Origin of the sequence: Corynebacterium pacaense, from assembly GCF_900169525.1 — a bacterium.
Taxonomy (GTDB): domain Bacteria; phylum Actinomycetota; class Actinomycetes; order Mycobacteriales; family Mycobacteriaceae; genus Corynebacterium; species Corynebacterium pacaense.
Genome location: NZ_LT821239.1, coordinates 1138371 through 1164373, shown reverse-complemented (window position 1 = coordinate 1164373; position 26003 = coordinate 1138371). Strand labels below are relative to the sequence as shown.

Sequence of the window (26003 nt, the reverse complement as noted above, 5' to 3'; positions counted from 1 at the left end):
CAGGTTGCATCCAATATCGTAGTGCGGGCACGCCCCTACCTAACGAAGTACTACTAGGTCGAAGACTATGTCCACACCGTCAGGGAGCAGCGCATGCACCTGCTCCACGACGGCGTCGCTGGTGGCGACGAAGATAGCACCGGTGGATTCGATGAGCTCGCGCTTGTCCTCGTGGTCAACGCCGACGACCTGGAACTTGTGGACCCGTCCGATCTGCGCGGCCATCAGCCTGACCCCACCACCGGCCCCATTGATCAGCAACGACTGGCCTGGTTCAAGCTCGACCTGGTGAGTGCCGGCGTAGGCGCTCGCCCCAGCGACCGGGATCGCGGCGGCGTCGGTGAACGAGATCTCCTCCGGCTTGAGCACGGTACTCTCTGCCACCAGCAGGGTGTCCTCGGCATATCCGCCGACGCCGGGGACCACCAGGCCGAGCACCTGATCGCCGACCGCGAAGCCCTCCACATCGTCTCCAACGGCGGTGACGATCCCGGAGGCCTCCGCGCCCAGGGGTGCCGGAAGCTCTCGCGGGGTTCCGGCAACCCCGGAACGGACCTTCCAATCAAGTGGGTTGACCCCGGCCGCGTGGACCTTGACCCCGAGTTCTCCCGGGGCCGGCTGGGGGTGTTGCGGGTGATCAGTTCCTGGTTGTCCGGGCCGCCGTACTCGTTGAACACGTATACCTTCGACATCGTGTGCTTCCTCTCCTCGTGAATTTCTTTCCTGTGGTCACGGCCGTTCGCGGCCTTGCCTGTCACGGTAGGAAGATGATCACCGCGAGACCATAACGTGGATCAAAGAGTGAAAGAAGTGATCACGAAGGACCCCACCGACATTTGAACTACTCCAACTTCTGGGGAGCAGTTCATCATGACCACTCCCATCCTCAAGCACACCACCGTGTCCACGTCGGGGTTTTTCTGCCCGAGTTGCCTGGCCACCGCCCAGACCGCACTCAGTGACCTGGACGCGGTGGCCTCCGTCGAAGTGGTAGTACAGCCCGGCCATCTCGTGGTGTCCCATGACCTACAACAGGTGTCTGTGGACGAGCTCATCAAGGTCGTCACCGACATCACCTCCACTGCCCACTCCTCAGGCAGCGAGTGGTGAGGGCGCGCGGCTGTCGGTTGTGTCGGAGGCTTTTGTTCCTCCGCTTCCGCGGTCATTGCTCTCCGGGCTTGATAGCATGGGGCTTATGGCCCGCAATCCCGTCCGTCGCACCTGTGCTCAGCCGCACCAGTGCTCCCTGGACGTGCGCATGCAGGTCCTAGCCCGTTCTCCGCTGACCAAGAAGCTGAACCCACAACAGCACAGGGAGCTTGACCAGCATCTGACCTCCTGGGCCTGGGCCGCGGGTGATCCCATCCTCCTAGCCGGCGAGCAGGCTCAGGGCAGCTATATGGTCGCCTCCGGTCGGGCCCGGATCACCCGGGACACCATCAATGGCCGCGAAATCACCGTCGACATCGCCGCCCCCGGGGATGTCATCGGCCCACTGCACACCCATAGCTCCCCAGCCACCGACTCCGCCTGGGCGATCGAGACCACCTGCGCGCTCTACCTGCCCGCCGAGGCCCTGGCCGAGGTCGTGGTCGCCTACCCGCAACTGGCGTTGGCGATCATGCGGATGCAGCAGGACCAATTGGTCCGGTCCCGGGAACGCGAGACCGCACAGACCACCTCGACTGTCGAGCAGCGCGTGGCCGCCGCTCTCCAACATCTGGACGCCAAGCTCGGGCAAATCCGACAAGACGGATCCAGCCTGCTGCAGGTCCGCCTGCGCCGCGACGATGTGGCCGGAATGGCCGGCACCACCGTCGAGTCCGCCTCCCGGGCAATGGCGCGGATGAAGAAAACCGGTGTCATCGACTCTGGCCGCGAATGGATCGCCATTACCAACCACCAGGCCCTGGCCGACCTGGTCACCGGCCTTTAAAACGCCCACATCCCTCTCTCTTTTCCAGAACAATTTCCTGGTAGGAGAGATTTGTCGTTGTTTGATCCAGGTCAAGGAATTAACCCGGAAAGGACCGTATCTTTAAAGGTGCAAGCACAGGAACATGACGATAAAAGATGAAAGGACCTGGTTACGATGACCGCCCCGGCCATGCTGAAGAACACCACCTTGCGCTCTGATGAGTTCACCTGTCCGAGCTGTGTTGCCAAGATCGAAAACAAGCTGCATGGTTTGGATGGCGTGGAGAATGCAGAGGTGAAGTTCTCCTCCGGACGCATCCTGGTCACCCACGACCCACAGAAGGCCTCCGTACGTGACCTGGTTACCGCGGTAGCCGAGGTCGGTTACACCGCCAAGCCGTCGGCGATCTGACGCACTCCCGACCCCACAAACCCGCCCGCACCAGAAAGTGCCGGCGGGCCATCTGTGTCCCCGGGCTACGAGCACCACAGTCTTTTTGCGATCCAGATCTCACTTTGCGGGTACTTGATGCGGATCAAGGTACTTTCTCCGGATTGTCCATAACTTAATGAGTGCCACAAAAAACAGCTGATCTTCATCATGAAAGGACGCCACCATGGCCGAAGTGACCTTTGCCAGTCTCCACGAGAAACTGAACTTCCTGCTCAAGGACCACGGGGTCGAGAACTTCGACGAGTCGGATCTGGACCTCGAATCCGTCTCCTCACTGCACGCCAAGGCGAACGCGTTATGCGCCGCCCACGGCGGTGACCCCTCTAGCATGGCGAACGATACCCTCGCCCAGCTGCACCCGAAGCTGGACTTCCTGATGAAGGGGCACGGCGTGGACACCGACACTGCCCGCCTGGACTTGAGCACACTGGAGGCTGTGGATGCCAAGGTCAACGCCATTGTCAACGCCCACGATCATTAGCGACTGGACTATCTTTCCGAAGTGGGAGCCGCGCTGTCCTCATGCCCACACCGACCCGTGAACGACAGGGACCGAATCTTCTCGCAAGAACTCGAGCCCTGAATACAGGCGACATCCAGGATGCCATACGCAACGGCTACTCCCGCCTACCACAGTGTGGCGGCGTTGTACCGCGTGAGCCATCCTGCGGGCCAGGACGACACTATCACCTAGGACATCTCAAGGAGACCCGTGACGCCTACCAGCGACGCGTAGATGACGACCTCGCCCTGTTCCCCTCCCTTGCGGCGCCCGACCCACACGGCCGCTACCCGATCCGGGAATGGCTGAGCACTCACACCGGCCCTCTCATGGACGCCGGCTGTACCACCAAACCCTCGGCCTACTAAACACCCCCTATCCGAGTACCCGGGAAAGGAGCATGATCGACGCCACGTCATCTCCACGCTAGGAACCCACCAGCACCGTGCGGTGCTGGTGGGTCTCTGGCCTTGACAGGCCACGTGGCATGCTCTTCTGCTCCACCTCGTCAGGTCGGAGGTGGGTGGGTAATTGATCCAGATCAAGGAGTTAAACCCGGAATGCCCCTAACTTAATGAGTGTCACAAGAAAAAGACCCTCAAAAAGTAAAGGACACCCATCATGAAGACCTGGAAAACCTGGGGCATCGTCGCCGTCTCAGGCCTGTTGATTATTCTGTCCTGGCTCACCCCTGCCGAGATGATCCTGTCGGATGCGTTCATGATCGCCGCAGCGGTCGTCGCCGGTTGGCAGATCGCCCTCTCCGCCTACCAGGCACTGCGGATCAAGATGATCTCAATTGACCTGCTGGTCATCGTCGCCGCCGTTGGCGCCCTGTTTCTCCAGAACTGGTGGGAATCAGCCGCGGTGACCTTCCTCTTCGCCCTCGGCAAGGCACTGGAGAAGGCGACCATGAACCGCACCCGCCAGGCCCTGTCCGACCTGGTGGATGCCGCCCCGGAAACCGCCACCATCCTGCGCGACGGGGAACCTGACACGGTCGAGATCTGGGAACTTGTCCCCGGCGACACCGTTCTGGTGCGCAACGGCGAACAGGTCCCCGTCGACGGTCGGGTGCTCTCCGGACACGGTGGGGTCGATGAGGCCACCATCACCGGAGAATCCGTCCCGGCCGAGAAGGCCGCGGACTCCGAGGTCTTCGCCGGCACCTGGCTGCGCTCCGGTGTGCTGCGCATTGAGGCGATCGGCATCGGCTCGGATTCCACCCTGGCCAAGATCATCCACCGCGTCGAAGACGCCCAGGATGACAAGGCCAAGACCCAGACCTTCCTGGAGAAGTTCTCCACCTACTACACCCCCGGTGTGATGGTCACTGCCCTGGCCGTCGGTCTGATCACCAGCAACGTCGAACTGGCGCTGACCCTGCTGGTCATCAGTTGCCCCGGTGCTCTGGTCATCTCGATCCCGGTCTCGATCGTCGCCGGCATCGGCCGCTCCGCCAAGGACGGCGTCCTGATCAAGGGCGGGGAATACCTCGAGACCGCCGCGAAAGTCGACACCGTGGTCGTCGACAAAACCGGCACGCTGACCAACGGCCGGCCCGTCTTAACCGATGTCGAGGTCATCGACCCCTCCTACTCGGACGAAGACGTACTGCTCCTGGCCGCCCGTGCCGAAACCGCCTCGGAGCACCCCCTGGCCGAGGCCATCATCCAAGGTGCAGAGAACAAGGGCTTGACCGTGTCGATGGTGGAAAAGGCCGAACCGGTCGCCGGCCGCGGCATCCGCGCTGACGTGGACGGTGCCACCGTGGCCGTGGGCTCAGCCGACCTGCTCGATCACACCCCGGATAACACCCGCATTCTCGAGCTCAATGACCAGGGCAGGACCGCCATGTACGTCGGCGTCAACGGACGAGCCATCGGCATCGTCGCCGTGGCCGACACCATCCGTGACGACGCCCCGGCCGCGATCAGGTCCCTGCACGATAAGGGAATCCGCGTGGTCATGGCCACCGGTGACGCGCAGCGAGTGGCCCGCAACGTCGCCGCCGAGCTCGGTGTCGACGAGGTGAGGGCAGAACTGATGCCTGAGGACAAGCTCGAGATCGTCAAGGAGCTGCAGGCGCAGGGCCGGGTCGTGGCCATGGTTGGCGACGGTGTCAATGACACCCCGGCACTGGCCACCGCGGACATCGGTGTGGCGATGGGTGCGGCCGGTTCGCCTGCCGCCATCGAGACCGCCGATATCGCCCTGATGGCCGACCGGCTGCCGCGGCTGCCCTACGCCCTGGGTGTGGCTAAGCGCACCGTCAACACGATGCGGGTCAACATCGGCATCGCCCTGCTCACCGTCACGATCCTGCTGATCGGTGTCCTGCTCGGTGGAGTGACCATGTCGATTGGCATGCTCGTCCACGAGGCCTCCGTCCTGCTGGTCATCGCGATTGCGATGCTCCTGCTGCGCCCCACCCTCAAGGAACCGCAGGCCGCGGCCAAGAAGGCCGCCGCCGATACCCACCAGACCGCCACCACATAACCAACCATCACCGCCACCCCACCAGCGGCAGTGCCGCAGGAAAGAAAGAGGACACCATGGTTTCATCGAAAAATTTCCACATCGGTGACAACATTAAGCACTTCACCATCGCCGATATCGCCACAGACAACCCGGACTTCCGCCGGGTGCTGTGGACCGGTCACCATGCCCAGACCGTCATGATGACCATTCCACCCGGAGAAGAGATCGGCGAGGAAGTCCACGACACCACCGATCAAATCCTGACGTTTGTCGCCGGCACCGGTAAGGCCGATCTCGACGGCGAAACCCATCTCATCGGACCCGGTGACCAGTGCGCCGTGCCGGCCGGAGCCCGACATAACTTCCGCAACACCGGGGATGAACCGCTGGTGCTTTATACGATCTACTCCCCGCCCGAGCACGCCGTCGATAGCGCCCACGCCACCCGCACTAAGGCGGAGGCAGCTGAAGCCGAGGGGCGAGACACCCCGCCGGAGAGCTGATCACCATCACGGCTCTGACACCTACGAGAACCACTCACAGAAAGAAGAGAACAACCATGTCCAAGGTATATGCGTTCCACATCTTCGATAGGCCTGACACTCAGAAGCTGATTGACCGTCCAGCCCCACAACCAGGACCGGGAGAACTCGCGGTGAACGTTCGTGCCGCCGGGGTCAACCCCGTCGACTGGAAGATCCGCTCCGGCGCCCTGGGCACCGATCTGGCGCTGCCAGCCCCGATGGGCCAGGAAGTCGCCGGCGTGATCACCGCCGTCGGAGCCGGAGTCGAGGAGTTCACCGTCGGCCAGGAGATCCTGGGCCCAGTCGTCCCGGGTTACGGCGGCTTCGCTGAAGACACCCTAGTCGCCGCGGTCGACGCGGTGGTCAAGCCGGAGGAGATTTCCTTCACTGATGCCGCCACCATCCCGGTGGCCGCAGCGACCGCTTATGATGTCACCCACCAGATCGAGCTCGATCCCGGCCAGGTTCTGCTGATCGTCGGGGCCGGTGGGGGTGTCGGCTTGATGGCCGCCCAGATCGGTCGGGTCCATAAGTTCACCGTGCTCGGAGTGGCCAGTGAAGCTAAACGCCAGGTCGTCGAAGCCACCGGTGCCACCTTCATCCCGTCGGGGGATGCTGTGGCCGGCCGGGTCCGCCACCTAGCCCCGGACGGAGTCGACCTCATCGTCGACCTGGTCGGCGGGCAGGCACTGCGCGAGGTCGCCGGACTGGTCACCGACCCCTCCCATCTCATCTCTGCCGTTGATCCGGCTACCGCCGCAGAACTCGGTGGAGTGGGCCTGGAGCGAACCCCGGAGGCGATGGCGAAGATCACCGATGTGATCAAATACGGCCTGGTTGACCCGCAGGTCACCAGCCGGTATCCCCTCGATCGGGCCGGGGAGGCACTAGCCGTGGTTGAAGACGGCCACGCCACCGGCAAAATCGTGATTGATATGACCGCAGCCTGATCGACCACCACTCGCACGCACCGCGGCCAGAAGCCACGACACGAGCTCCGGTCATCCCCGTCGGTATCGAGGTAGTCCCGGCGGGGCGTGACCTGCCCCGCCCCAATGCTCAGGTGAAAACACCCCAGTCTTAACTCTTGCCAATAAACTCAAAACTATGGCGCCCAATAGTATGTCTGATGATGAATTTCGGGGTGCTGTTGCAAAGTTGGGGCAGTAGGAAGACAGGCGTGAAATAATCACAGCCATGGGTACCTTCTCCGGTCGTCATTTCCCCCGTGACATCATCCTGTGGGCAGTGCGCAGGTCACTGCCGCTACGGGGTGAGCTACCGCGATCTGGAGGAAATGATGACTTCAGCGGGGCGTGCCGGTCGATCACACCACGATTCTCACCGCTGGGTCCAGAAATACGCCCCTGAGCTGGACAAGCAAACACGGTGGTACCGGCAGGTACCTGACTGGCAGGCCAGTTCCTGGCGGGTGGATGAGACCTATATCCGGGTCGGCGGCAGGTGGTGTTACCTCTGATCGGGCGATCACCGCCGGTGGCCAGACCCTGGATTTTTACCTGTCCCCAAAGCGGAACGTCGCCGCAGCGAAACGTTTCCTGGCCAAGACCCTGAGGTCGAACACGATAACCGGGTCCCCGCGGGTGATCAACACCGATAAAGCACCCTCCCTGGCCAGGGCAATCGCCGAGTTGAAGTCAGAGGGAATCTGCCCGCAGACCGTGGAACACCGGCAGGTGAAATACCTCAATAACGTCATTGAAGGAGATCATGGGCGGCTGAAACGGATCCTCGGACCGAAGGGGGCGTTCAAAAACCGGACCTCGGCGTACCGGACGTTGAAAGGGATGGAAGCGATGCACTCATTACGGAAAGGCCAGGGCGCGATGTTTGACCTCACGGGCAACCGAACCCGGATGCGGTGATCGTCAGCCGGGTGTTCGAGGCTGCCTGAGAACGCCGACCCGCAGCGAGCATCAGAGGATGAAGACTGGGTCGTCACGGCTCTCCGCCTGAAGTTTGCAACAGCACCGAATCATGCTGGCGAACGTAGCATCACCTCATCAGGAAAAGGTAAAAGATATGGCACAGGGAACTGTGAAGTGGTTCAATGGCGAGAAGGGCTTTGGCTTTATCGCCCCTAGCGATGGATCCGCGGACGTCTTCGTTCACTACTCCGAGATTCAGGGTGGCGGTTTCCGTAACCTTGAAGAGGGCCAGCAGGTTGAGTTCGAGGTCGGCGAGGGTACCAAGGGCCCCCAGGCTCAGCAGGTTCGCCCGCTTTAAGCCAATCGATCGGTAAGAAGAACCGCCTCGCCTTCGGGTGTGGCGGTTTTCTCATCTTCGGGCCAGGGGCGGTTGCCAGTGGTCGTTACATCAGCACCCTCGTGAAGATCGCTAGCGACGGAGGTTAGTAGCTCTCCATCGTGGGATTGCCGTACTCGTCGTAGTAACGCGGGGAGGTCTCGCCGGTCATCTTGTCGAACCAGATCGGATTGCCGTACTCATCGTAGTAACCACACACAGCAGCGGGGCCGACACATCCGTCCGCGCGCGGGGGACTGCCGTAAGGTCCGACCGCTGACGGGGCAGGGTCCGGTGCGCAGTTCACCGTGTCGGTGACAATCGAACCGTCCGACATGACCGCTGCGTTACTTTCCCAACACTCGACGAACTTTGGAGGCCCGTAAGGGTCAAAATCCTCAGGTCTCATAAAAGGAGGGATCTGTGGCGCGGCATAGGCCTCCTTGACGACTGGTGCGGGCTCTGCGTAGGGCTCCTCAACGATCGGTTCCTTTACGACAGACTTCGCCGCCGCCTCACTACTCGTGGTCGTCGCGGCCTCCTCCGAGGTCGTAGCAGTGACCTCGCTACTACTAGTTACAGGCTCCGGGGTTTCATTTGCGCCACATCCTGCCAGTCCTAGGGCGTGTCTTGCAAATGAATTCTGTGGGAGCTGAGATCGTGGAGGTATGTCTCGATTCCAGCTCCTCTCAGACGACCAATGGACACTGATTGCTGATTTGTTGCCTGGTCCCACGGGCAAGAAGGGCCGCCCGTTCGCCGACGCCCGACTGATGGTCGAGGGGATCATTTACCGGTATCGATGCGGGATCGCGTGGCGAGACCTTCCTGATGCTTTCGGGCCTTGGCAAACGGTCTGGGCGTAGCATAGGCGCATGGCCGACGATGGTGTCTGGGATCGGGCGCAAGCGCGTCTGCACGAGTACGCAGACCGCGAGGGCCTGCTCGACTGGTCGGTATCGGTGGATTCCACGATCGCTCGTGCGCATCAGCACGCGACCAACACCAAACGCGTAAAAAAGGGCTATATCGAATTACAAGAATCCGCTGACCGAGCCGCCTGACCACGCAGTCGGCCGTTCTCGGGGCGGCTTGTCAACGAAAACACATCAGCTCGTCGATGGGCGCAGCCTGCCGCTGGTGACGATTTGCTCAGCGGGACAAGATGGTGACTCGCCGATGTTCATCCCGCTCATGGAACAAGTGCGGGTCGGCCGTCGCACCAGGCCCGATGCCGCGCTCTGCGACAAGGCGTACTCCTCGCGGGCGAACCGGGCGTACTTGCGCAGGCGTGGCATCGAAGCGGTGATCCCCGAACCTCGTGATCAGCAGGGGCATCGGAAGCGGCGCGGCATGCAGGGCGGCAGGCCTGCGAAGTTTGATGCGGAGAAGTATCGGGGAAGGAACGTGATCGAGCGTGGCTATTGCCGGTTGAAACAGTGGCGAGGACTCGCGACTCGGTATGACAAGCTCGCGATCGTGTACCGGGCCGCAGTTGTCCTCAACGGAGTGATCGCGTGGCTCAACCTTTTACAAGACACGCCCTACACCAGCTACCTGTGGGCCGATGATTCCGTCAGCGACGGCGCGAGCCTTCGCTCCGCCCAGTCCACCACCTCGGACAGCTGTGATGGACCGGGAGAGAACGGTTCCTCTGCACAGTCGGTCATGGCCGCACTCCTGGCCGCACTCAGCGGTTTCTGGAAGATCCTCCTCGAGCGGATTCCCGCGCTGCAGAAATTTTTCCACTAGTTCCAGCCGTGGATGGAGCCACTTCTGCTCTTGTGAGAGAAATAACAAACTCTTATGAGCCAGAGTGGATTTCCTCCGAATGCTTGTGGATTCTCTCCGTTTCATCCCGCATTCAACCCCCATCAAGGGGGTTTCCCGCGTCCCTGGGGCCTTCAATCCATATCGCTCTCCGAATTGGCGGCGAGGCGACCACACCTTGATGGTGCCCAAATGTCCGCACAGTGGCGCTCGAGATTGCATTTCGCCGCTGTGCGTCTAAATTGCTAGGCATGCATTTTCGGTCCACGATGTTCCAGGCAACCGCCACGCTCACCCTCGAGGTCGAGTTTCCGGATCGGGAGGCAGTCCACGAAGCCGCACTCCGCGAATCACGGCGGCTGCTCCCCCGCGCAGAGGCCGATCAGGTCTCCGAGACCCTTCGCACCGACCTTGATGCAGCTCTGGTGATGATTCTCGATCCCCGGGTCTCCCCGGAGAATGCCGATGTGATCAAGGTGGTCAAGACCTCCACGACGGTGGCCCGGGTCGAGGAGGTCGTGCTCCCGCCCGAGGATGACTCCGCCGCCGGAAATCCCTTCGAGGTGAGCTACCTGCTGGCAAAATCAACCGAGGTGGCGGGCCTTGTCCCCGATGATGCCGCGGACCGGGATCTTGTCCGCTACTCACTGCTCAAGGGCCTGCTCTGGCAGGCATCGAGGGCGCTGACCGACGACGCCTTCTACGATCTGGAACTGGTAACCCATCCCGATTTCTCCCTCGAGGGCACCCTCGTGCTCTCGGAGCTTCCCGCACGCTTCGCCGCACACTACGATGCCGAGTTCGCAAGGCGTTTTCTCACCGCGATCCTCGATGTCTCCCGATCCCTGTCCTCGGGACTGGGCCGCCCCGCAACGCTAGCCCACGCGCTGGCCACCCGGCTGTTGTTCCGCCAGGCCGAGTTCTACGCTCGCGAGTACGCCCTCCCCGTGCCGGAGAAGTGGCGGGAGAACCTGGAATCGATCCTCTTCGAGGACCTCCCGATGCAGGCCCTGTACCAGCAGTCCCACCGCGACTGCCTCGAATCCCTGGAAACCGACTTCACCTGGTGGTTCACGCCGATCTCAACCTCCGGCGGGGCCTCGCCCTACGCCACGGACTGACGTCCCTTGCGTGTCGACGCCCCCCCCTCACACGGGGAAGCGTCCGCCTCCGGGCCCGGAATCTAGGCCTCGTCGGTGGACAGGGCGGCCACGAAGGCCTCCTGGGGAACGGAGACGGAACCGATGTTCTTCATCCGCTTCTTTCCGGCCTTCTGCTTCTCCAGGAGCTTGCGTTTACGCGAGATATCGCCGCCGTAGCACTTCGCCAGGACGTCCTTGCGCAGGGCACGGATGTTCTCGCGGGCGATGACCTTGGATCCGATGGCGGCCTGGACCGGGACCTCGAACTGCTGACGGGGAATCAGCTCCTTCAGCTTCACGGTCATCTTGTTGCCGTACCATTGCGCATTGTCACGGTGGACAATGGCGGAGAAGGCGTCCACCGGCTCTCCCTGGAGCAGGATGTCCACCTTCACCAGATCCGCGAGCTGCTCGCCCGCCTCCTCGTAGTTGAGTGAGGCGTATCCCTTTGTGCGGGATTTGAGCATATCGAAGAAATCGAAGATGATCTCGCCGAGCGGCATGACATAACGCAGCTCGACGCGATCCTCAGACAGATAGTCCATTCCACCCATCTGTCCACGCTTCGCCTGGCACAGCTCCATGGTCGGACCGACGAACTCAGTGGGCACGATGATGGTGACCTTGACAATAGGCTCGTAGACCTCGCGGAGCTTTCCACTGGGCCAGTCGGCGGGGTTGTGCACACGGTGCTCCTCCCCCGTCTCGTCCACGACGCGGTAGTTCACCGAGGGTGCGGTGGAGATCAGATCGAGGTCGAACTCGCGCTCGAGGCGGTCGCGGGTGATCTCCATGTGCAGCAATCCCAGGAATCCACACCGGAATCCGAACCCGAGGGCCACCGAGGTTTCCGGTTCATAGGTCAGGGAGGCATCGTTGAGCTGAAGCTTCTCCAACGCGTCGCGCAGGTCCGGGAAATCAGCCTGCGAGATCGGGAAGAGACCGGAATAGACCATCGGCTTCGGCTCCGCGTATCCCTTCAACGCCTCCTTCGCTCCGTGGTGCGCCCAGGTGACGGTATCGCCGACCTTTGACTGACGCACATCCTTGACGCCGGTGATCAGGTAGCCCACCTCGCCGGGGCCGAGACCCGCGCACTTCTTCGGTGTGGGGCTGACGATTCCGATTTCGAGCAGTTCATGGGTCGCGCCGGTGGACATCATCTGGATCTTCTGCCGCGGTACGAGCTTGCCGTCCATCATCCGCACGTAGGTGACCACCCCACGGTAGGTGTCATAGACGGAATCGAAGATCATCGCGCGCGCCGGGGCATCCGCATCAACCGTCGAGGTCGGTGCGGGGATCAGCTCGACGACCTTGTCCAGCAGCTCCGGCACACCGACACCGGTCTTGCCCGAGACGCGGAGAACATCCTCCGGCTCGCAGCCGACGATATTGGCGATCTCCAGGGCGAACTTGTCTGGGTCGGCGGCGGGGAGATCGATCTTGTTCAGCACGGGAATGATCTCCAGATCATTCTCCATCGCCAGATAGAGGTTGGCCAGGGTCTGCGCCTCAATCCCCTGGGCCGCATCAACAAGCAGGATCGCACCCTCACAGGCCTCGAGTGCCCGGGAGACCTCATAGGTGAAGTCGACGTGACCAGGGGTGTCGATCATCTGCATGACGATCTCCTGTCCCTGGTGGGTGCCACTCCGCGGGATCCACGGCAGACGCACGTTCTGCGCCTTGATGGTGATGCCACGCTCACGCTCGATGTCCATGTTGTCCAGGTACTGATCGCGCATGTCGCGCGCATCCACAACATTGGACAGCTGCAGAATACGATCGGCGAGCGTCGATTTTCCATGGTCAATGTGGGCAATGATGCAGAAGTTACGAATCCTCGACGGATCCGTAAACGTCTTTTCTGCAAATTTCTCCGCCATATGCGTGCAAGGTCCCTTCGGTTCAATAACGCTGCTCACTCTACCTGAGTGCGCTACTGGTGTTAAACATGCTCGAGCAGCACAAAGCCCACCCCTGCCTGGACGTAACTTCCCGGGGACCCCTTGCGATATTTCCCACAACATCACAGAATGGTTACACAGGGGCATGAACGCCCCGGAACTACTGCTTGAAGGTGAGAAAATGAGCTCCACACTGGCCCGTCGAAGAAGCAGTGGCTCCCGCCCCGGCGTGTTCACGCGGGTCCTCCGGTTTCTCACCCAGCCTCCGCGCCGCCAGGTGGACAACTCCCTCGCCACCATCCGCGACGGACTGGGAATCGTGACAAGCGACGAGCCGGACGATGCCACCAGGCCCCACCACCGCGCGACCGACGTCAACGTCGCACCCACGGAGTCGATGGCGCGTCCGATCTTCTACGCCCCCGACATGGACGGCCAGGCCGACCCCGGTGAGGTCGTCTGGATCTGGGTACCCACCGAGGGACCCCACAACCCGCCGAAGGAACGGGCGATGGTGGTGGTGGGACGAAATCGCAACACAATCCTCGGCCTGATCATCTCCTGCAACCCCGAGCACCGCATGGAGGAGGAATGGATGGAGATCGGCGCCGGCGCCTGGGATGAACGGGGACGGCAGAGCTGGGTCCGCCTCGACCGCATCCTCGAGGCATCCGAACTCGACATCCGCCGCCAGGGCATCGTCCTGCCCCGCGGCCGCTTCGAACGGGTGGCCAACCGCCTGCGCAACGACTTTGACTGGGCCTAGCGGTTTTGTTCCCGCCAGCGTCCGGTGATAATCTTTAACGCTGTTGTCCCATTTCCGGGCACGTGTCAACCGATAGCGGACAGGACCTTGGGTTCGCATCAGTTTTCACCGAGCGGCAGCAGCCGCGGGAACCGTGACGGAAATGGGTTGTTCACAACTTTAACCAGAAAGTTCAAGAGGTAAGTTTCAATGGCAAACATCAAGTCTCAGATCAAGCGGATCAAGACCAACGAGAAGGCCCGCCTGCGCAATCAGGCTGTGCGCTCCGCCGTCCGCACCGAGATCCGCAAGACCCGCGCCGCTGTGGAGGCCGGTGACAAGGCCGCCGCCGAGGCACAGCTTCGCGTGGCCTCCCGCACCCTGGACAAGGCCGTTTCCAAGGGTGTCTTCCACCGCAACAACGCCGCCAACAAGAAGTCCGCTCTGGCCAAGGCAGTCAACAGCATCGCCTAGAACCCGGACTCGAAAGGCTCCCCACCGCACACGGTGGGGAGTCTTTTCCACTTCCCGGGCGGCCACGGAACCGGGACGGATGATCCGCTCACCACAACCGCAGGAGATACTCCGCGCCCTCGACCAGAAGCGTCGCTCCGACACCGGTGAACACGACGCCCGCGATCAAATCGAACACCGGCCCGGCCCTGAGGACCGCTTTTCTCACCCGTTCCGTGGACACTACAAGGCAGAGCGTGCCGAAAACCGCCGCCGTCTGAACAAGGATCAGCAGGGTCAACCCGATGGCCAGCAGTGGCCGCGGATGGGCAGGCATCAGCGGAGCGAGGATCGCGGCGAAATACATCACCACCTTCGGGTTGGACAGGTTGGTGGCCACTCCCTGCCGGTATACCTGCCGCAGTGTCCCCAGCGACCCGTGGGCATCCGGTACGGGTCGCGCACCTTCCCCGAAACCGAAGGCCCGCGCCCTGGTGAGCTCCGCCCACGCGGAGGTCCCCATCCTGACCCCCATCGAGCACAGGTAGCTGCCCCCCACCACCTGGATGAGTCCGAGAATCGAGGGATAGGACGACAGCAGTGCCGCCGCACCGACCACGGTCAGGGACACCCACACGGCCAGGCCGGTGATGATTCCCGCCATCCCCGCGAGGGCGTGTGCGCGGGAGCGCGTTGCCAGGCGCAGCATGAAGAAGGTGTCGGGGCCGGGTGACAGACTTCCCACAACGTTGAGCAGGATCAGGGTGCCCAGCGCACCCCAGGTCACTGCCGTTCAGATTCGAATCTGGCCACCAGATCGGGGCGCTCGAACATGACGGCTGTGTCCAGCGCGCTGGGCCTGCCTGCCAGGGGATCCGCGCCGTGGTCCATCAGCAGGTCAATGACCGCATCCTCCTTCTTGAACACCGCACCCGCCAGCGGGGACTGGTTCCGGTCGTTGAGCCGGTTGACGTCTCCGCCCCGGTCGAGAAGAACTCCCAGGACATCGGTGTGCCCGTTGTAGGCGGCGAGCATCACCAGTGTGTTGCCGTCCTGGTTCATGATGTCAACATCCACACCGTTGTCGATATAGCCCGCCAATTGGGCGGCCGCCTCCGCGCCTCCCTCGCGCGCGTAACCGAACAGCCTGGTCACCAGCTCTTGGACGTCATCGGGAAGCCGTGGATCATTCATGGATGAAGAGTCTACCTGCGCGCCAGCTCCGCCACCTTCCGCACCGCGGATTCGATGGCGAACTCGATGTCGCCCGATTGTCCCTTCACCGCGGCATCCAGATCCGCCATCAGGATCACCGCGTCGCTGACGGCCTCCCCCGACCAGGTGCGCGCCTGCTTGGCAACCTTTTCCACAATGAACGGTGCCATCCCGAGTTCTCGTGCGAGCGAACCGGAGTCGATTCGGCCGCGGGTGGAGTAGAGGCGCGCTATCTGCCCCACCTTCATGCTCAGCGCCGCAGCCAGCGAAACGGGCCCGATGCCCAGCTGCAGGGCTCTCCGGGTACTTGCCACGGCCTTGGAAACCTGCCCGGCACAGGCGAGATCGGCGATGTCGAAACCGGAAACCTCGGCGACACCGACGTAATAGGCGCGCACCTTCTCAACGGTGACGTCACCTCCGGTATCGGCCACCAGCTGACTGACAGCCGAGGCCAACTCCCTCAGATCCGAGCCCACCCCCTCGAGCAGGGCATGGACCACGTCCGGGGTTACCTTGACACCCTGACTCCGGAACTCCTGCTGCACCCACGCCGGCCGCTCGCGCTCCTTCAGCTTGTCCGCGCGCTGCACGCTGGCAATCTTGCTGAGTTTGGGAACCATCGCCTTGGTGCGGCCCTTGCCGGAATGGATGATCACCATGTAAATCCCGGGCGCCGGATCGAGTGCGGCCCTGAGCACGAGATCAGCCGGTTCCGCCCCCGCCTCGTCCATGTTGGTGAGCACAACGACACGGTCCTCTCCGAAGAGCGAGGGCGAGAGCAGCTCCGCGAGTTCCCCCGACTGCACGTCGCCGGCCCGCATCTCCGTCACCGGCAGCGAGGCCCCATCGGTGCTCTGCCCCCTGATCTCCGCGATGACGCCCTGACGTGCACGGTCGGCGAGAAAGGGATCCTCGCCGAGGATGAGATGTACGGGAGAAATAGACACGGATCCCATCGTGCCACATCGCCTAGAATCGCCTGTCCGCGGCGTGCTGTGTTCCGTCGGTGTGCAGCGTGACCGGGCCGTCACGGTTGGGAAAAAGCACCGGGATGCCCGCTCTGGTCACCGTCGGCCGATCCGCGGCGGTCCCACCCTCCCGGACGACGATCAGCTCCACACCCGTCCCCACGTCCACCGCCTCCTCGACGGTGTCCACCACCACGTGGTTCAACTCCGAGGGATCGACCACCGGGGGCAGTCGGGTCTGATTCCAGGAAACCACCGCCCCCATGAGCGCCACTGCGACGACCCACCGTGCGTGGCCGTAGTGGATGGCGAGCACCAGCCACGCGCACCCCACCACCACCCAGACCGGGCCGGTCCACCCGGATGGAATCTCCAGAGAGGCCCCCGGAAGGGTACTGCACCGAGATGCCACCTGGTGGATCCACCATGTGAAGGGTTCGAGGATGCTCAGGGGCACCACCTCGAGGGAACCGGGAAGCAGTGTCAGCAGCGCCGCGAACAGACCAAGCAGGGTCACCGGGGGCACCGCGGGTGCGGCCAACACATTGGCCAGCACGGAGACCAGGGGAATCCTCCCCGCCATCATGGCCACCAGGGGCAGTGTCACCACATCCGCCGCCACCGCCACGGCCAGGGCCCTGACCAGGATGTCCGGCAGCCCGGTCCGCGCCAACGCCCGGTAGAGCAGCGGGTGGAGGGCGACGATGCCGGCCGTCGCTGCGACCGACAGGGCGAAGCCGTAGTGCACGGCGAGATCCGTATCCCAGAACAGCAGGGCGATCACGGCAAGACCCAGTCCGTGAATCGGCTCCATGCGCGTTGAATTGAGCACCGCCAGCAAACCCACCATCCCGGTCACCGACGCCCGCAGGACACTTGGCTCGGTGCCCACCAGAGCCACGAAGACGACCAGTGCCAGGCAGGCCCCGCCGATCTGCACCCGGGGCCCGAGGGTGAGCAGGCTGAGCACAACCATGACGGAGGCGGTCACGATGGCAACGTTCGCCCCGCTCACGGCACTAAGATGGGATAGCCCCGTATCCACGTACATCTGGGCGTCCGCGGTACTCTGCAGCCGGGTGTCACCGAGCACCATCCCGGGGACCAGCCCCTGCGAGGATTCCCCGACATGCTGCCTGACCGTGGTCAGGAAGCTGTCACGAACATGATTGCTCCAGGCCGCGGCCCCGGAGGGATCCTGCAGATGCTCGACCGAGCTGGCATTGAGGATCCATTCCCCGACCCCGGGTCGCTCACTGGGGCTGATCCTTCCCGCCACCGCGATCACCGAGCCCGGCGCAACCTCGTGGCCACCCCTGAGCATGAGCGGAACCGGAACCGGATAACCCGGAAGCTCAAGCTGGAGGATGGACAGTCCGCCATCGAGTCGGCGCACCGAGCCGACGCTGCCCACCAGTTCGCCCTCCAGAGTGGTGGCGGCCATCCGTACCCGCGCGTAGGCGATCGCCCCGGCGCACAGCGGGATGGAGGTGGCGACCAGGGCCTGCCCCCACTGCCCCAGCAGCGCGCAGACCAGGACGGCCCCCAGGATCACAAGGGTGGCGATCATCCACGAACGGCTCAGCACAACCGAGAGCACCACCGCCCAGGTCAGCAGCGCCGTGGGCACGAGTCGCAGTTCCCTCACGGCGCCACCTGCGGTGAGATCTCAGCGAACTTCGCGGGTCCGATCCCCTTGACCTCCATAAGCTGTTCCACCGAGGTGAATCCCCCGATGCTGTCGCGGTGCGCAATGATCGCGGCCGCGGTCTTCTCCCCCACCCCGGGCAGGGACTGCAGCTGTGTCGAATCGGCGCCGTTGAGTGAGAGCAACCCGGGGTCGGTGGCAGCGGGGCCTGCGCCCTGCCCGTCGGCCTCGCCCACCCTCGACACCGCGATCTGCTGGCCGTCACCGAGTTTCTGGGCGAGGTTGACCGAGGCCAGATCCGCGTCGGGGAGGGCACCCGCTGCGGTGAGTGCATCAGCGATCCTGGCATCAGCAGGGAGGGTGACAACGCCCTGTTTCTCCACATGACCGACCACGGATACCACGATCTCCGTTTCGGGGGCGACCGCGACCAGGGCCGACGCGGCCACCGGCTCCGTGTCCTGCCTCAGCAGGAACCACCCCAGCGCCAGCGCCGCAACCGCCGCCGCGGTAATCACGGCATGCTTGACACCGATTCTCAGACGGGGCTCGGGATAGCTCACGTTGAGCAGGTCCTCGGTCCCCGTGGGACGGGTCAACTCGGCGATGCGGGAGGAGATGTCTTTCATGTCTGCAGACGCTAGGCCTGCGGAGGCACCACGCCAAGCAGGGTATCGCGCACCCTGTGGACAACTACTTTCCCGTGGGCCTGCCTGTGGATGAATCATCGGCGGGCGAGGAGAAGACCGCGGAGACCGCTATGGCACCGGGACCTGAATGCACCGACAGCGTCGGATCGACATCGACGGCCATGAAACTGGACCCCTCGGGAAGCGAATCCTCCAGCAGCTGCTGCAGGGATTTCGCGGCCTCTCTCGCTTCGTTCTGCGCGATGGCCACGAACACCGGCTCACCGTGGGCCCTAATCTGCGCCAGTTCCACAAGTTTGGCGAAGGCCTTCGACTGCGTTCTCGTCTTCGCCGCCAACTCCACCCTGCCATCGTGAACGCGCATGATCGGCCGGTTAGCCAGCGCCGCGGACACCACCGCCGTGGCCGCCGAGATCCGCCCCGAGCGTCGGATTTCATCGATGCGGTGCAGGTAGATCCACGTCTCCGAACGTTGGAGCGTATCGACGGCAATGTCGTAGCACTCCTCCAGGGAGGCGCCCTCCTTCGCCAGTTTCGCGGCCGCCATGGCGGCCGCACCCACCGCCATTCCCAGAGATCCGGTGTCAACCACTCTGACGGCACCGTCCTCGAAGACGGCGGAGGCGGTCACCGCGGAGGACCAGGTCGAGGACAGTTCCTTGGAGATGTGCAGCGCGAGGACCCCGGCGTCACCACCGCGCTCCAGCTGGCGGGCATAGGCGGCCGCGAGCTCCAGGGAGGACAGCCCCGAGGTGGAGCGCTCCTCCCCGTTGTGCATCAGGTGGAGGTTGATCACGGTGATGTCGAGTTCATCGGCCACCTCTTCAGGTAGGCACGCCGATGAATCGGTGATAATGCGAACAGCCACTGTGTCCTCCTGGAACTAGCTTGTTACGCTGATATTCCAGCCGTCGAGGTACCACTGGGCATCATCAACATTGGAAGGGTTGAACATCGGACCTGCCATGGTCACGGCGGTATTCTTCAGATCGTCCTCGGGGTTCTCGCTACCGGGGTAGTAGCGTGGGCGGGCGGTCAGCTGCGCCCAGGAGGTGTTCCCCAGCCCGGAGAACATGGGGTACTGATCAAAGGAGAGAGCCAACAGGTTCGAGGTCAGGGCATTGATGGTCCCACCGTGGGCGACGATGAGCACCGTGGAGTTGTCCCAGTCCTCCAGTCCGATCATCTGCTCATCGACGAACTGCCTGGCCCGGCGCGCCACCTCCACCCTGGATTCCCCTCCCGGCGGGGACCACTGGGGGTCGTGGCGCCACAGCGCGCGCGCCCCGGGGAAGGTGGTGTCGATCTCCCGGTGGGTCTTCGACTGCCACTCACCCAGGTGGGTCTCCCGCAGACGCGGATCCGTGACAACCTCGGCGTCGATAAGCCTGGCCACGGCCTGAGCCGTGTCGCGAGCCCGCGACAGATCCGAACTGAATACGTGCGTGATGTTCTGGTTCGCCAGAACTTTCGCGGATTCTTCGGCCTGCCTCCGGCCGAGTTCGGACAGGCCGGTGTCGAGCTGGCCCTGCATCCGTGAGGTCGCATTGTAGTCAGTCTGCCCGTGCCGGAGCAGAATCAAACGTCGGGTCATTGGTCCTTCTTTACTGCTCTTCGAAATCAGGCTCGTACTCTGCGGGGACCGGCGGTAGATCATCGATGGAATCAAGGGTGCGGATATCCACCTCATCGGACCAGGACTCGGGGCGCTGCATGGTTTCGATGCCCTCGACATCGATGAGCGCACAGTCGCGGTAGAGGCGGTCGAGTCCGTAGAATTCACGCTCACTCCGCCGCTGCACATGCACCACGATCAATCCGTAGTCCAGCAGCACCCAGCGGTTCTCGCGGTTTCCCTCACGGCGCTTGGGTTCCAGGCCCGCATCGGTCATGTCGGCCTCGATCTCCTCGACAATCGCGGACACCTGACGCTCATTGTCGGCGGAGGCCAGGACGAAGATCTCGGTGATGGCGAGCATCTCGGACACATCCAGAACGGCGATGTCCTCGGCGTTCTTCTCATCCGCTGCCCTGGCCGCGATCGTGGCCTGGCGGATAGCTTCATTGTTTGCAGACACAAAATTCCTTAACACTGCTCTGGGGAGGTCCCCCACGAAAACCTACTCCGTTTCCGCGGGAAACCGGCAACCGGCACTCGTCGCCGTTGCCAACCCTTCCCAGTTTTCCATGAAGCACCCTCAATCACCTACTTTTAGGCGGAACACGGGCACTGCACCGGGAAGATCAGTATCCGGTGGGATCCATCGACCCATCCGCTCCACCCGGTCGGTACATCTGCCGTTTGGCGATGTACTGCACGACCCCGTCGGGCACCAGGTACCAGACCGGACGCCCCTCCTCCGCACGTGCGCGGCAGTCCGTCGAGGAGATCGCCATCGCGGGGATCTCCACCAGCGACACCCGGTCCTTGTGAATCTGCGGAATGATATCGCCGTCAAGCTCGTATCCGGGGCGGGTGACGCCGACGAAGTGCGCCAACTCGAACATCTTTTCCCAGTCACGCCAGGTGACGATCCGGGCCAGCGCATCGGCGCCGGTGATGAAGAACAGCTCCGCCTCTGGGAACTGCCGACGCAGATCATTGAGCGTGTCAATGGTGTAGGTGTCGCCGCTGCGGTCGATGTCCACCCTGGACACGGTGAAGCGCGGATTCGATGCGGTGGCGATCACCGTCATCAGGTAGCGGTCCTCAGCCGGACTGACCTGCCTTTCGGTCTTCTGCCAGGGCTGGCCGGTGGGGACGAAGATCACCAGATCAAGACTGAATCGTGCGGCAACCTCGGAACCTGCGACCAGGTGTCCGTGATGGATCGGATCGAAGGTTCCTCCCATGATTCCGATGCGGGTGGGTGTCATGGATGGGAAGTATATCCGTTCAGGATTCGCGGGCCTGCACGATCCACCCCGCAAGTGCGTCGAGGACCTCCTTGTCGTAGCGGTCGTCCTCGGTGAAGTACAGGGTGTGGCTGCTGCCGCTGTTGCTGCGTGCCGGAATTACGGCGGAGGACAGTGCGGTTGAACCGGCGACAAGGAACTGTCCCGGCGAGGAGTCGCAGACGATGTCCCCGATCCGGCAGTAGCTGATCGTGTGTTCGTCCCTGTTCCTCGGCAGACCCAGTGAGGAGGTGAGCCCGGAACTGATCGGCTCGGCACCGACGATGGAGGGATCACCGGGGTACTGCGCCGGATTGGCCAAGAGAAATGTTCCCACGTACTGGTCGCGGTCGATGAAGTCCTGCGCCTGGTCCCCGACAACGAGGGTTCCCTGGGAGTATCCGGCCAGCAGGTATTTCGGTGTGCAGCCGGTGGAATCCTCGAAGCGGTCCGCGGCGTCGACGACGCTCGCGCGTCCGCTGCTGACGGACACCGGGAATTCGATCGCCGAACTGCCCGGGGAGCGCAGTGGGAAGGAGGCGGGGTATTCCCTGTCGGTCAGGCCCATGACGTAGACATCCTTCATCAGGGATTCACCTGTGCTCCTCAGGTGCTCCGCCTCCAGCTGTCTGAACAGGTACTTGAACACCTTCTCCTCGAATCCGTTCGAGGTCCAGGGCGCTTCGGGGCTGTAGCGGGTGGGACGGATCTGGGTGTTCTGCTCGCTCCCCCTGGCTGCGATGACCACCACGGCGGGGCACTCGCCCGGTTGGGGCGGATCGAAGACGGCGCGGTAGAGATCGGGGTCCCGGTCGGGATGGATGGGGATGTAATCGTCATTCCACGGGTCCACGATCTCCGCGGGGGCCACGGCGGCGGCATCAGTGGCCCGCGCCGCGGGTGCGGAAAGGAACAGTGCCACCGCCGCGGTACACGTGCCGATGATGACCGCGCCGATTTTCATTCTCATGGGAGATTAAGTTATCGGACTGTCAATTGTCGCGCCAGCCCCGGAATCAGGGGCGGATCTGGCCGGTACCCTGGAGAATCCATTTCGTGGAGGTCAGCTCCGGCAGCGCCATCGGGCCGCGGGCGTGAAGCTTCTGGGTGGAGATACCGATCTCGGCGCCCATCCCGAACTGCTCGCCATCGGTGAAGGCCGTTGAGGCGTTGATCATCACCGCCGCCGCATCGACGCGATCAGCGAAGCGCTGCGCGGTGAAAATGTTCCTGGTGGCGATCGCCTCGGTGTGGTGGGTGCTGTATCTGGCGATGTGGGCTATCGCACCATCGACGCCGTCGACGATGCCGACCGCGATGTCGAGGGAGAGGTACTCGGAATCCCAGTCGGTTTCGGTGGCCGCCACAACATCGGTGGCCCCGAAGGCGCCCAGGGCGTCGACAAGCCCGTGAACGGTGACTCCCGCGGCCTGAAGCGCCTGCACGACGACCAGTTTGTCCTTTTCTGGAAGCGCCGCGTCCAGCAGCGCGGTCTCGGTGGCGTTGCAGACACTGCAGCGTCGGGTCTTTCCGTTGAGCAGCATGGCGATCGCGGATTCGAGATCGACGTCGGCGTCGATGTAGAAGTGACAGTTTCCGGTGCCCGTTTCAATGGTCGGCACCGTCGCGTTGGTGACCACTGCGTTGATCAGCCCCGCACCTCCGCGCGGGATCACCACGTCGACGAGACCGCGGGCGGTGATCAGATCCTGTACGGAGTCCCTGGTCTGACAGGGCAGCAGCTGCACCGCCTCCCGAGGCAGGCCGGCATCGGCGAGCACATCCTGGAGAATTGACACCAGCGTCCCGTTCGAGTGCACCGCGGTCGAGGAACCGCGCAGCAGTGCCACGTTGCCCGACTTCAGGGCGAGACCGAAGGCATCGACGGTGACGTTGGGGCGGGCCTCGTACACCATGCCCATCACACCCAGGGGCACCCGGATCTGGCGCATCTGGATGCCGTTGTCCATGACGTGTCCGCGCAGCACCTCACCGACCGGATCATTGAGTGAGGCGACCTGGCGGAGACCGCCGGCGATGCCCTCGATGCGGGACAGGTCCAGCGCGAGACGGTCGATCAGCGACTCCTCCATCCCGTTCCGGCGTCCGTCCTCGATGTCCAAGGCGTTGGCGGCGATGATCTCCCCGGCACGCTCGATGAGGATGTCAGCCGCCCGGAGGAGGACCTCGTTCTTCTGCGCCGAACCGAGAATGGCGATCTCGGGTGCGACTGTTTTGGCAGTGCGCGCCTTCTCCAGAACTTCGGCGCGCTCCTGATCTCGGATCTGTTCAGTGGAACTCGTCTGGGAACTCATGATTGCCCAGTCTAGCCAATTAGTAGCCCTCCTCCACGTCGACCTCGGTGGACATCTTCTCCCCCGCCTCGAAGAGTTCGATATTTCGCACCGTCAGTGCGCCGGTCAGGGCTCGGATCCGCTCACTGGTGTTGGCGGTGTGCGGCGTGATCACCACGTTGTCCATGTTCCACAGCGGATGGTTGTCCGGCAGCGGCTCTGGGTCGGTGACGTCGAGGGCGGCACCGGCGATGGTGCCGTCCTCGAGCGCGGACACGAGGTCCTCGGTAACCACCAGCGGCCCACGGCCGACGTTGACCACAACGGCGGTGGGTTTCATTCTGGCGAGAATCCCGGAATCGACCATGCCGCGCGTCTTTTCGGTCAGGGGCATCAGTAGGACGAAATAGTCGGCCTCCGACCAGATGTGTCCGGCATCCTCCATCGCGAAGGTCTCGTCCGCCCCCGCAACGGGATGACCGGAGTTGTTCACCGCTATGGTTTTGACGTTGAAGGGCGCGAGCATTTCAATCAATCTCGTCCCGATGCCCCCGGCGCCGACCACGGCCACCGTCTTGTGGTCGTAGAGCCAGTCGACGGAACGCTCCACCCGGTCGCGGACGCTCCAGGATCTCGCCCGCGTGATCGCGACATGTCCGTGCAGCTGCGCGAGCAGGAGACCGAGGGTGGATTCGGCGACGGTATCGGAGTAGAGCCCGGCGGCGTTCGCCCAGCGAATCCGGGTGTTGACCACGCCCTTGTCCACCAGCGCGTCAATGCCCGCCATTGCGGTCTGGACGATCTTCACACTCTCCGGCAGATCGGGGAACTCCGGTGCGGATCCGTTGAAGAACAGCAGCTCCGCGGAATCCAGACGATCCACATTCTCGTGCCCGGCGGCCTCGATGGCGGCGATGGTTTCGGTCCATTTGTGCGGATACATGATGAATTTCATGCAACCAACCTACACCGGGATGATCGTGTTGACAGCAGCCGGGGCGACTCCGGAGGGCCGTCAGGCCCTGCTGGCGTAATTGGACAGATAGTCGGCGTGAACCACCGGTTTCTGCATGCCGTCCGGCAGGTCCTGGGTCTGGTATCCAAGCATCGGACGCAGCTCATCGGAGCTGTAGTTGACCTCGCCGCGTCCGATGATCTGCCCCTCCGGTCCGAGGATCTCCACGATCTCCCCGGCCTGGAAATCCCCGATGATCTCGGTGATTCCCACCGCCAGCAGTGACTTCCTGGCCGAGGTCACCGCCCGCACCGCACCTTCGTCGAGTCGGAGCTTGCCCGCGGTGTCAGCCGCGTAGAGGGCCCAGAACTTCCAGGCGGACAGGCGGTTGTCCTTCGGGTGGAACACCGTACCCACCCCGGCGTGCTCGAGTGCCGGTCCGATGTTAGCCGCCGATGTCAGCAGCACCGGCACACCTCCGCGGGAGGCGAGTCGGGCCGCGGACACCTTCGACGCCATTCCGCCTGTGCCCACCTTTCCGCCGTCGCCGGCGATCACACCCTTGAGGTCGTTTCCATCGCGGACCTCGGAGATGAAGCGTGCGCCGGGGTCGCTGGGGTTCCTGTCGAAGAGCCCGTCGACGTCACTGAGCAGAACGAGGGCATCCGCACTGACCAGGTGCGCGACCAGGGCCGCCAATCGATCGTTGTCGCCGAAATTGACGCCGGTGGTGGCAACGGTGTCGTTCTCATTGACAATGGGTACCGCACCCAGGAAGCGGAGGCGGTCGATGGTACGTTGGGCGTTGCGTGCGCGATCGCGTTTGCCCGCATCGGCGGCTGTGAGTAGCACCTGCCCGATCGGACGGCCGTAGCGCGCGAATGAACGGCCCCACTGGTGGGCCAGGTGCACCTGACCCACCGCCGCGGCGGCCTGCTTGGTGGCCAGATCCACCGGTCTGGTGTGCAGCCCGAGCGGGGCCATGCCCGCGGCGACGGCGCCGGAGGAGACGACGATGAGATCAGATCCTGCCTCCATGCGTGCCTGCAGGGCGTTGACGATGGTGTTGATTCTGTTCGGATCCACGGTATGCCCGTCGTCGTCACTGGTCAACGAGGATGAGCCGATCTTGACCACCACGCGTTTGGCGTGGGCGATGCGCTGACGCATCTCGGATTCATGGCCGAAGGCGGGTCCCTCGACAGCACCCGG

Annotated in this window: 30 protein-coding genes and 2 pseudogenes; 16 read left to right on the top strand and 16 right to left on the bottom strand. The window is 63.3% G+C overall.

Annotation, left to right across the window (positions count from 1 at the left end):
- Positions 1 to 39: 39 nt before the first annotated feature.
- Positions 40 to 552, bottom strand: a pseudogene (locus B7E02_RS14650) (quinone oxidoreductase family protein); the annotation flags it as partial.
- A 33-nt stretch (positions 553 to 585) separates the two neighbouring features.
- On the opposite strand from B7E02_RS14650, the gene B7E02_RS14745 reads away from it, so the two are divergent.
- From B7E02_RS14745 to B7E02_RS05515, 10 genes and pseudogenes are all read left to right on the top strand, one after another.
- A complete protein-coding gene (locus tag B7E02_RS14745; RefSeq protein ID WP_281248232.1) occupies positions 586 to 714 on the top strand; it encodes a hypothetical protein in 129 nt (42 codons plus the stop codon).
- A 156-nt stretch (positions 715 to 870) separates the two neighbouring features.
- Positions 871 to 1110, top strand: coding sequence for a heavy-metal-associated domain-containing protein (locus tag B7E02_RS05555; protein ID WP_080793804.1), 240 nt, complete (start codon positions 871 to 873; stop codon positions 1108 to 1110).
- Positions 1111 to 1195: 85 nt separating this feature from the next.
- Positions 1196 to 1936 carry a Crp/Fnr family transcriptional regulator gene (locus B7E02_RS05550; protein WP_080793803.1) on the top strand — a complete coding sequence of 247 codons (741 nt, stop codon included), beginning with the start codon at positions 1196 to 1198 and terminating at the stop codon, positions 1934 to 1936.
- A 156-nt stretch (positions 1937 to 2092) separates the two neighbouring features.
- A complete protein-coding gene (locus tag B7E02_RS05545) occupies positions 2093 to 2329 on the top strand; it encodes a heavy-metal-associated domain-containing protein (RefSeq protein WP_080793801.1) in 237 nt (78 codons plus the stop codon).
- A 205-nt stretch (positions 2330 to 2534) separates the two neighbouring features.
- Complete coding sequence (locus B7E02_RS05540) at positions 2535 to 2852, top strand: hypothetical protein (RefSeq protein ID WP_080793799.1); 318 nt, start codon at positions 2535 to 2537, stop codon at positions 2850 to 2852.
- 642 nt (positions 2853 to 3494) lie between these two features.
- Positions 3495 to 5372, top strand: a complete 1878-nt coding sequence (locus tag B7E02_RS05535) for a heavy metal translocating P-type ATPase (protein WP_080793797.1) — start codon at positions 3495 to 3497, stop codon at positions 5370 to 5372.
- 56 nt (positions 5373 to 5428) lie between these two features.
- Positions 5429 to 5857, top strand: a complete 429-nt coding sequence (locus B7E02_RS05530) for a cupin domain-containing protein (protein WP_080793796.1) — start codon at positions 5429 to 5431, stop codon at positions 5855 to 5857.
- Between the two features lie 56 nt (positions 5858 to 5913).
- Positions 5914 to 6828, top strand: coding sequence for an NADP-dependent oxidoreductase (locus B7E02_RS05525; RefSeq protein ID WP_003859104.1), 915 nt, complete (start codon positions 5914 to 5916; stop codon positions 6826 to 6828).
- 247 nt (positions 6829 to 7075) lie between these two features.
- Positions 7076 to 7793: pseudogene (locus tag B7E02_RS05520) on the top strand (IS6 family transposase).
- Positions 7794 to 7921: 128 nt separating this feature from the next.
- On the top strand, positions 7922 to 8125 hold the full coding sequence (locus tag B7E02_RS05515) for a cold-shock protein (RefSeq protein WP_080793794.1): 204 nt from the start codon (positions 7922 to 7924) through the stop codon (positions 8123 to 8125).
- A 124-nt stretch (positions 8126 to 8249) separates the two neighbouring features.
- Here the strand turns inward: B7E02_RS05515 and B7E02_RS14495 are convergent, their stop codons facing one another.
- A complete protein-coding gene (locus tag B7E02_RS14495; RefSeq protein ID WP_218672376.1) occupies positions 8250 to 8480 on the bottom strand; it encodes a hypothetical protein in 231 nt (76 codons plus the stop codon).
- A gap of 331 nt (positions 8481 to 8811) precedes the next feature.
- Here B7E02_RS14495 and B7E02_RS14640 point away from each other — a divergent pair, with 331 nt between their 5' ends.
- From B7E02_RS14640 to B7E02_RS05500, 4 genes are all read left to right on the top strand, one after another.
- The gene (locus B7E02_RS14640; RefSeq protein ID WP_245802172.1) at positions 8812 to 9009 is read left to right on the top strand and encodes a transposase; all 198 of its coding nucleotides are present in this window, start codon (positions 8812 to 8814) and stop codon (positions 9007 to 9009) included.
- 9 nt (positions 9010 to 9018) lie between these two features.
- Complete coding sequence (locus B7E02_RS14635; protein WP_245802125.1) at positions 9019 to 9207, top strand: hypothetical protein; 189 nt, start codon at positions 9019 to 9021, stop codon at positions 9205 to 9207.
- Positions 9170 to 9895 carry an IS5 family transposase gene (locus tag B7E02_RS14630; RefSeq protein ID WP_080793792.1) on the top strand — a complete coding sequence of 242 codons (726 nt, stop codon included), beginning with the start codon at positions 9170 to 9172 and terminating at the stop codon, positions 9893 to 9895. Before B7E02_RS14635 ends, B7E02_RS14630 begins: the two co-directional genes overlap by 38 nt.
- 269 nt (positions 9896 to 10164) lie before the next feature.
- A complete protein-coding gene (locus B7E02_RS05500; protein WP_143336655.1) occupies positions 10165 to 11034 on the top strand; it encodes a hypothetical protein in 870 nt (289 codons plus the stop codon).
- Positions 11035 to 11096: 62 nt separating this feature from the next.
- Here the strand turns inward: B7E02_RS05500 and lepA are convergent, their stop codons facing one another.
- Positions 11097 to 12944 (bottom strand): translation elongation factor 4, encoded by a 1848-nt coding sequence (lepA, locus tag B7E02_RS05495; RefSeq protein WP_080793788.1) that lies wholly within the window; start codon positions 12942 to 12944, stop codon positions 11097 to 11099.
- A gap of 202 nt (positions 12945 to 13146) precedes the next feature.
- Here lepA and B7E02_RS05490 point away from each other — a divergent pair, with 202 nt between their 5' ends.
- Positions 13147 to 13731: a type II toxin-antitoxin system PemK/MazF family toxin gene (locus B7E02_RS05490; protein WP_080793786.1), complete on the top strand. Its 585-nt coding sequence runs from the start codon at positions 13147 to 13149 to the stop codon at positions 13729 to 13731.
- Between the two features lie 189 nt (positions 13732 to 13920).
- The gene (rpsT, locus tag B7E02_RS05485; RefSeq protein ID WP_080793784.1) at positions 13921 to 14184 is read left to right on the top strand and encodes a 30S ribosomal protein S20; all 264 of its coding nucleotides are present in this window, start codon (positions 13921 to 13923) and stop codon (positions 14182 to 14184) included.
- Positions 14185 to 14272: 88 nt separating this feature from the next.
- Here rpsT and B7E02_RS05480 read toward each other — a convergent pair whose 3' ends face one another.
- The 13 genes from B7E02_RS05480 to proB all read right to left on the bottom strand — a co-directional run bounded on the left by B7E02_RS05480 (position 14273) and on the right by proB (position 25961).
- Positions 14273 to 14950 (bottom strand): LysE family translocator, encoded by a 678-nt coding sequence (locus B7E02_RS05480; RefSeq protein ID WP_080793782.1) that lies wholly within the window; start codon positions 14948 to 14950, stop codon positions 14273 to 14275.
- Positions 14947 to 15357: an ankyrin repeat domain-containing protein gene (locus B7E02_RS05475; protein WP_080793780.1), complete on the bottom strand. Its 411-nt coding sequence runs from the start codon at positions 15355 to 15357 to the stop codon at positions 14947 to 14949. Before B7E02_RS05475 ends, B7E02_RS05480 begins: the two co-directional genes overlap by 4 nt.
- A gap of 11 nt (positions 15358 to 15368) precedes the next feature.
- The gene (gene holA / locus B7E02_RS05470; RefSeq protein WP_080793778.1) at positions 15369 to 16337 is read right to left on the bottom strand and encodes a DNA polymerase III subunit delta; all 969 of its coding nucleotides are present in this window, start codon (positions 16335 to 16337) and stop codon (positions 15369 to 15371) included.
- A 13-nt stretch (positions 16338 to 16350) separates the two neighbouring features.
- Complete coding sequence (locus B7E02_RS05465; RefSeq protein ID WP_080793776.1) at positions 16351 to 17997, bottom strand: ComEC/Rec2 family competence protein; 1647 nt, start codon at positions 17995 to 17997, stop codon at positions 16351 to 16353.
- Positions 17994 to 18626 carry a ComEA family DNA-binding protein gene (locus B7E02_RS05460; RefSeq protein WP_080793774.1) on the bottom strand — a complete coding sequence of 211 codons (633 nt, stop codon included), beginning with the start codon at positions 18624 to 18626 and terminating at the stop codon, positions 17994 to 17996. The genes B7E02_RS05465 and B7E02_RS05460 overlap by 4 nt, the downstream gene beginning before the upstream one ends.
- A 64-nt stretch (positions 18627 to 18690) precedes the next feature.
- Positions 18691 to 19515: a DegV family protein gene (locus tag B7E02_RS05455; RefSeq protein WP_080793773.1), complete on the bottom strand. Its 825-nt coding sequence runs from the start codon at positions 19513 to 19515 to the stop codon at positions 18691 to 18693.
- 15 nt (positions 19516 to 19530) lie between these two features.
- Positions 19531 to 20241 carry a histidine phosphatase family protein gene (locus B7E02_RS05450; RefSeq protein WP_080793771.1) on the bottom strand — a complete coding sequence of 237 codons (711 nt, stop codon included), beginning with the start codon at positions 20239 to 20241 and terminating at the stop codon, positions 19531 to 19533.
- Positions 20242 to 20251: 10 nt separating this feature from the next.
- The gene (rsfS, locus tag B7E02_RS05445) at positions 20252 to 20725 is read right to left on the bottom strand and encodes a ribosome silencing factor (protein ID WP_080793769.1); all 474 of its coding nucleotides are present in this window, start codon (positions 20723 to 20725) and stop codon (positions 20252 to 20254) included.
- A gap of 166 nt (positions 20726 to 20891) precedes the next feature.
- Positions 20892 to 21524: a nicotinate-nucleotide adenylyltransferase gene (nadD, locus tag B7E02_RS05440; RefSeq protein ID WP_080793767.1), complete on the bottom strand. Its 633-nt coding sequence runs from the start codon at positions 21522 to 21524 to the stop codon at positions 20892 to 20894.
- A 19-nt stretch (positions 21525 to 21543) separates the two neighbouring features.
- Positions 21544 to 22512 carry an alpha/beta hydrolase family protein gene (locus B7E02_RS05435; protein ID WP_143336654.1) on the bottom strand — a complete coding sequence of 323 codons (969 nt, stop codon included), beginning with the start codon at positions 22510 to 22512 and terminating at the stop codon, positions 21544 to 21546.
- A gap of 46 nt (positions 22513 to 22558) precedes the next feature.
- Positions 22559 to 23857, bottom strand: a complete 1299-nt coding sequence (locus tag B7E02_RS05430) for a glutamate-5-semialdehyde dehydrogenase (protein ID WP_080793763.1) — start codon at positions 23855 to 23857, stop codon at positions 22559 to 22561.
- A gap of 19 nt (positions 23858 to 23876) precedes the next feature.
- Positions 23877 to 24791: a D-isomer specific 2-hydroxyacid dehydrogenase family protein gene (locus tag B7E02_RS05425; RefSeq protein ID WP_080793761.1), complete on the bottom strand. Its 915-nt coding sequence runs from the start codon at positions 24789 to 24791 to the stop codon at positions 23877 to 23879.
- A gap of 60 nt (positions 24792 to 24851) precedes the next feature.
- On the bottom strand, positions 24852 to 25961 hold the full coding sequence (gene proB / locus B7E02_RS05420) for a glutamate 5-kinase (protein WP_143336701.1): 1110 nt from the start codon (positions 25959 to 25961) through the stop codon (positions 24852 to 24854).
- Positions 25962 to 26003 lie beyond the last annotated feature (42 nt).

Coding starts and splice junctions, on each gene's coding strand:
- B7E02_RS05555 (WP_080793804.1), top strand. CDS start 871: ATGACCACTCCCATCCTCAAGCACACCACCGTGTCCACGTCGGGGTTT.
- B7E02_RS05550 (WP_080793803.1), top strand. CDS start 1,196: ATGGCCCGCAATCCCGTCCGTCGCACCTGTGCTCAGCCGCACCAGTGC.
- B7E02_RS05545 (WP_080793801.1), top strand. CDS start 2,093: ATGACCGCCCCGGCCATGCTGAAGAACACCACCTTGCGCTCTGATGAG.
- B7E02_RS05540 (WP_080793799.1), top strand. CDS start 2,535: ATGGCCGAAGTGACCTTTGCCAGTCTCCACGAGAAACTGAACTTCCTG.
- B7E02_RS05535 (WP_080793797.1), top strand. CDS start 3,495: ATGAAGACCTGGAAAACCTGGGGCATCGTCGCCGTCTCAGGCCTGTTG.
- B7E02_RS05530 (WP_080793796.1), top strand. CDS start 5,429: ATGGTTTCATCGAAAAATTTCCACATCGGTGACAACATTAAGCACTTC.
- B7E02_RS05525 (WP_003859104.1), top strand. CDS start 5,914: ATGTCCAAGGTATATGCGTTCCACATCTTCGATAGGCCTGACACTCAG.
- B7E02_RS05515 (WP_080793794.1), top strand. CDS start 7,922: ATGGCACAGGGAACTGTGAAGTGGTTCAATGGCGAGAAGGGCTTTGGC.
- B7E02_RS14495 (WP_218672376.1), bottom strand. CDS start 8,480: ATGTCGGACGGTTCGATTGTCACCGACACGGTGAACTGCGCACCGGAC.
- B7E02_RS14640 (WP_245802172.1), top strand. CDS start 8,812: ATGTCTCGATTCCAGCTCCTCTCAGACGACCAATGGACACTGATTGCT.
- B7E02_RS14635 (WP_245802125.1), top strand. CDS start 9,019: ATGGCCGACGATGGTGTCTGGGATCGGGCGCAAGCGCGTCTGCACGAG.
- B7E02_RS05500 (WP_143336655.1), top strand. CDS start 10,165: ATGCATTTTCGGTCCACGATGTTCCAGGCAACCGCCACGCTCACCCTC.
- lepA (WP_080793788.1), bottom strand. CDS start 12,944: ATGGCGGAGAAATTTGCAGAAAAGACGTTTACGGATCCGTCGAGGATT.
- B7E02_RS05490 (WP_080793786.1), top strand. CDS start 13,147: ATGAGCTCCACACTGGCCCGTCGAAGAAGCAGTGGCTCCCGCCCCGGC.
- rpsT (WP_080793784.1), top strand. CDS start 13,921: ATGGCAAACATCAAGTCTCAGATCAAGCGGATCAAGACCAACGAGAAG.
- B7E02_RS05475 (WP_080793780.1), bottom strand. CDS start 15,357: ATGAATGATCCACGGCTTCCCGATGACGTCCAAGAGCTGGTGACCAGG.
- holA (WP_080793778.1), bottom strand. CDS start 16,337: ATGGGATCCGTGTCTATTTCTCCCGTACATCTCATCCTCGGCGAGGAT.
- B7E02_RS05460 (WP_080793774.1), bottom strand. CDS start 18,626: ATGAAAGACATCTCCTCCCGCATCGCCGAGTTGACCCGTCCCACGGGG.
- B7E02_RS05450 (WP_080793771.1), bottom strand. CDS start 20,241: ATGACCCGACGTTTGATTCTGCTCCGGCACGGGCAGACTGACTACAAT.
- nadD (WP_080793767.1), bottom strand. CDS start 21,524: ATGACACCCACCCGCATCGGAATCATGGGAGGAACCTTCGATCCGATC.
- B7E02_RS05435 (WP_143336654.1), bottom strand. CDS start 22,512: ATGAGAATGAAAATCGGCGCGGTCATCATCGGCACGTGTACCGCGGCG.
- B7E02_RS05430 (WP_080793763.1), bottom strand. CDS start 23,857: ATGAGTTCCCAGACGAGTTCCACTGAACAGATCCGAGATCAGGAGCGC.
- B7E02_RS05425 (WP_080793761.1), bottom strand. CDS start 24,791: ATGAAATTCATCATGTATCCGCACAAATGGACCGAAACCATCGCCGCC.
- proB (WP_143336701.1), bottom strand. CDS start 25,961: ATGCGTCAGCGCATCGCCCACGCCAAACGCGTGGTGGTCAAGATCGGC.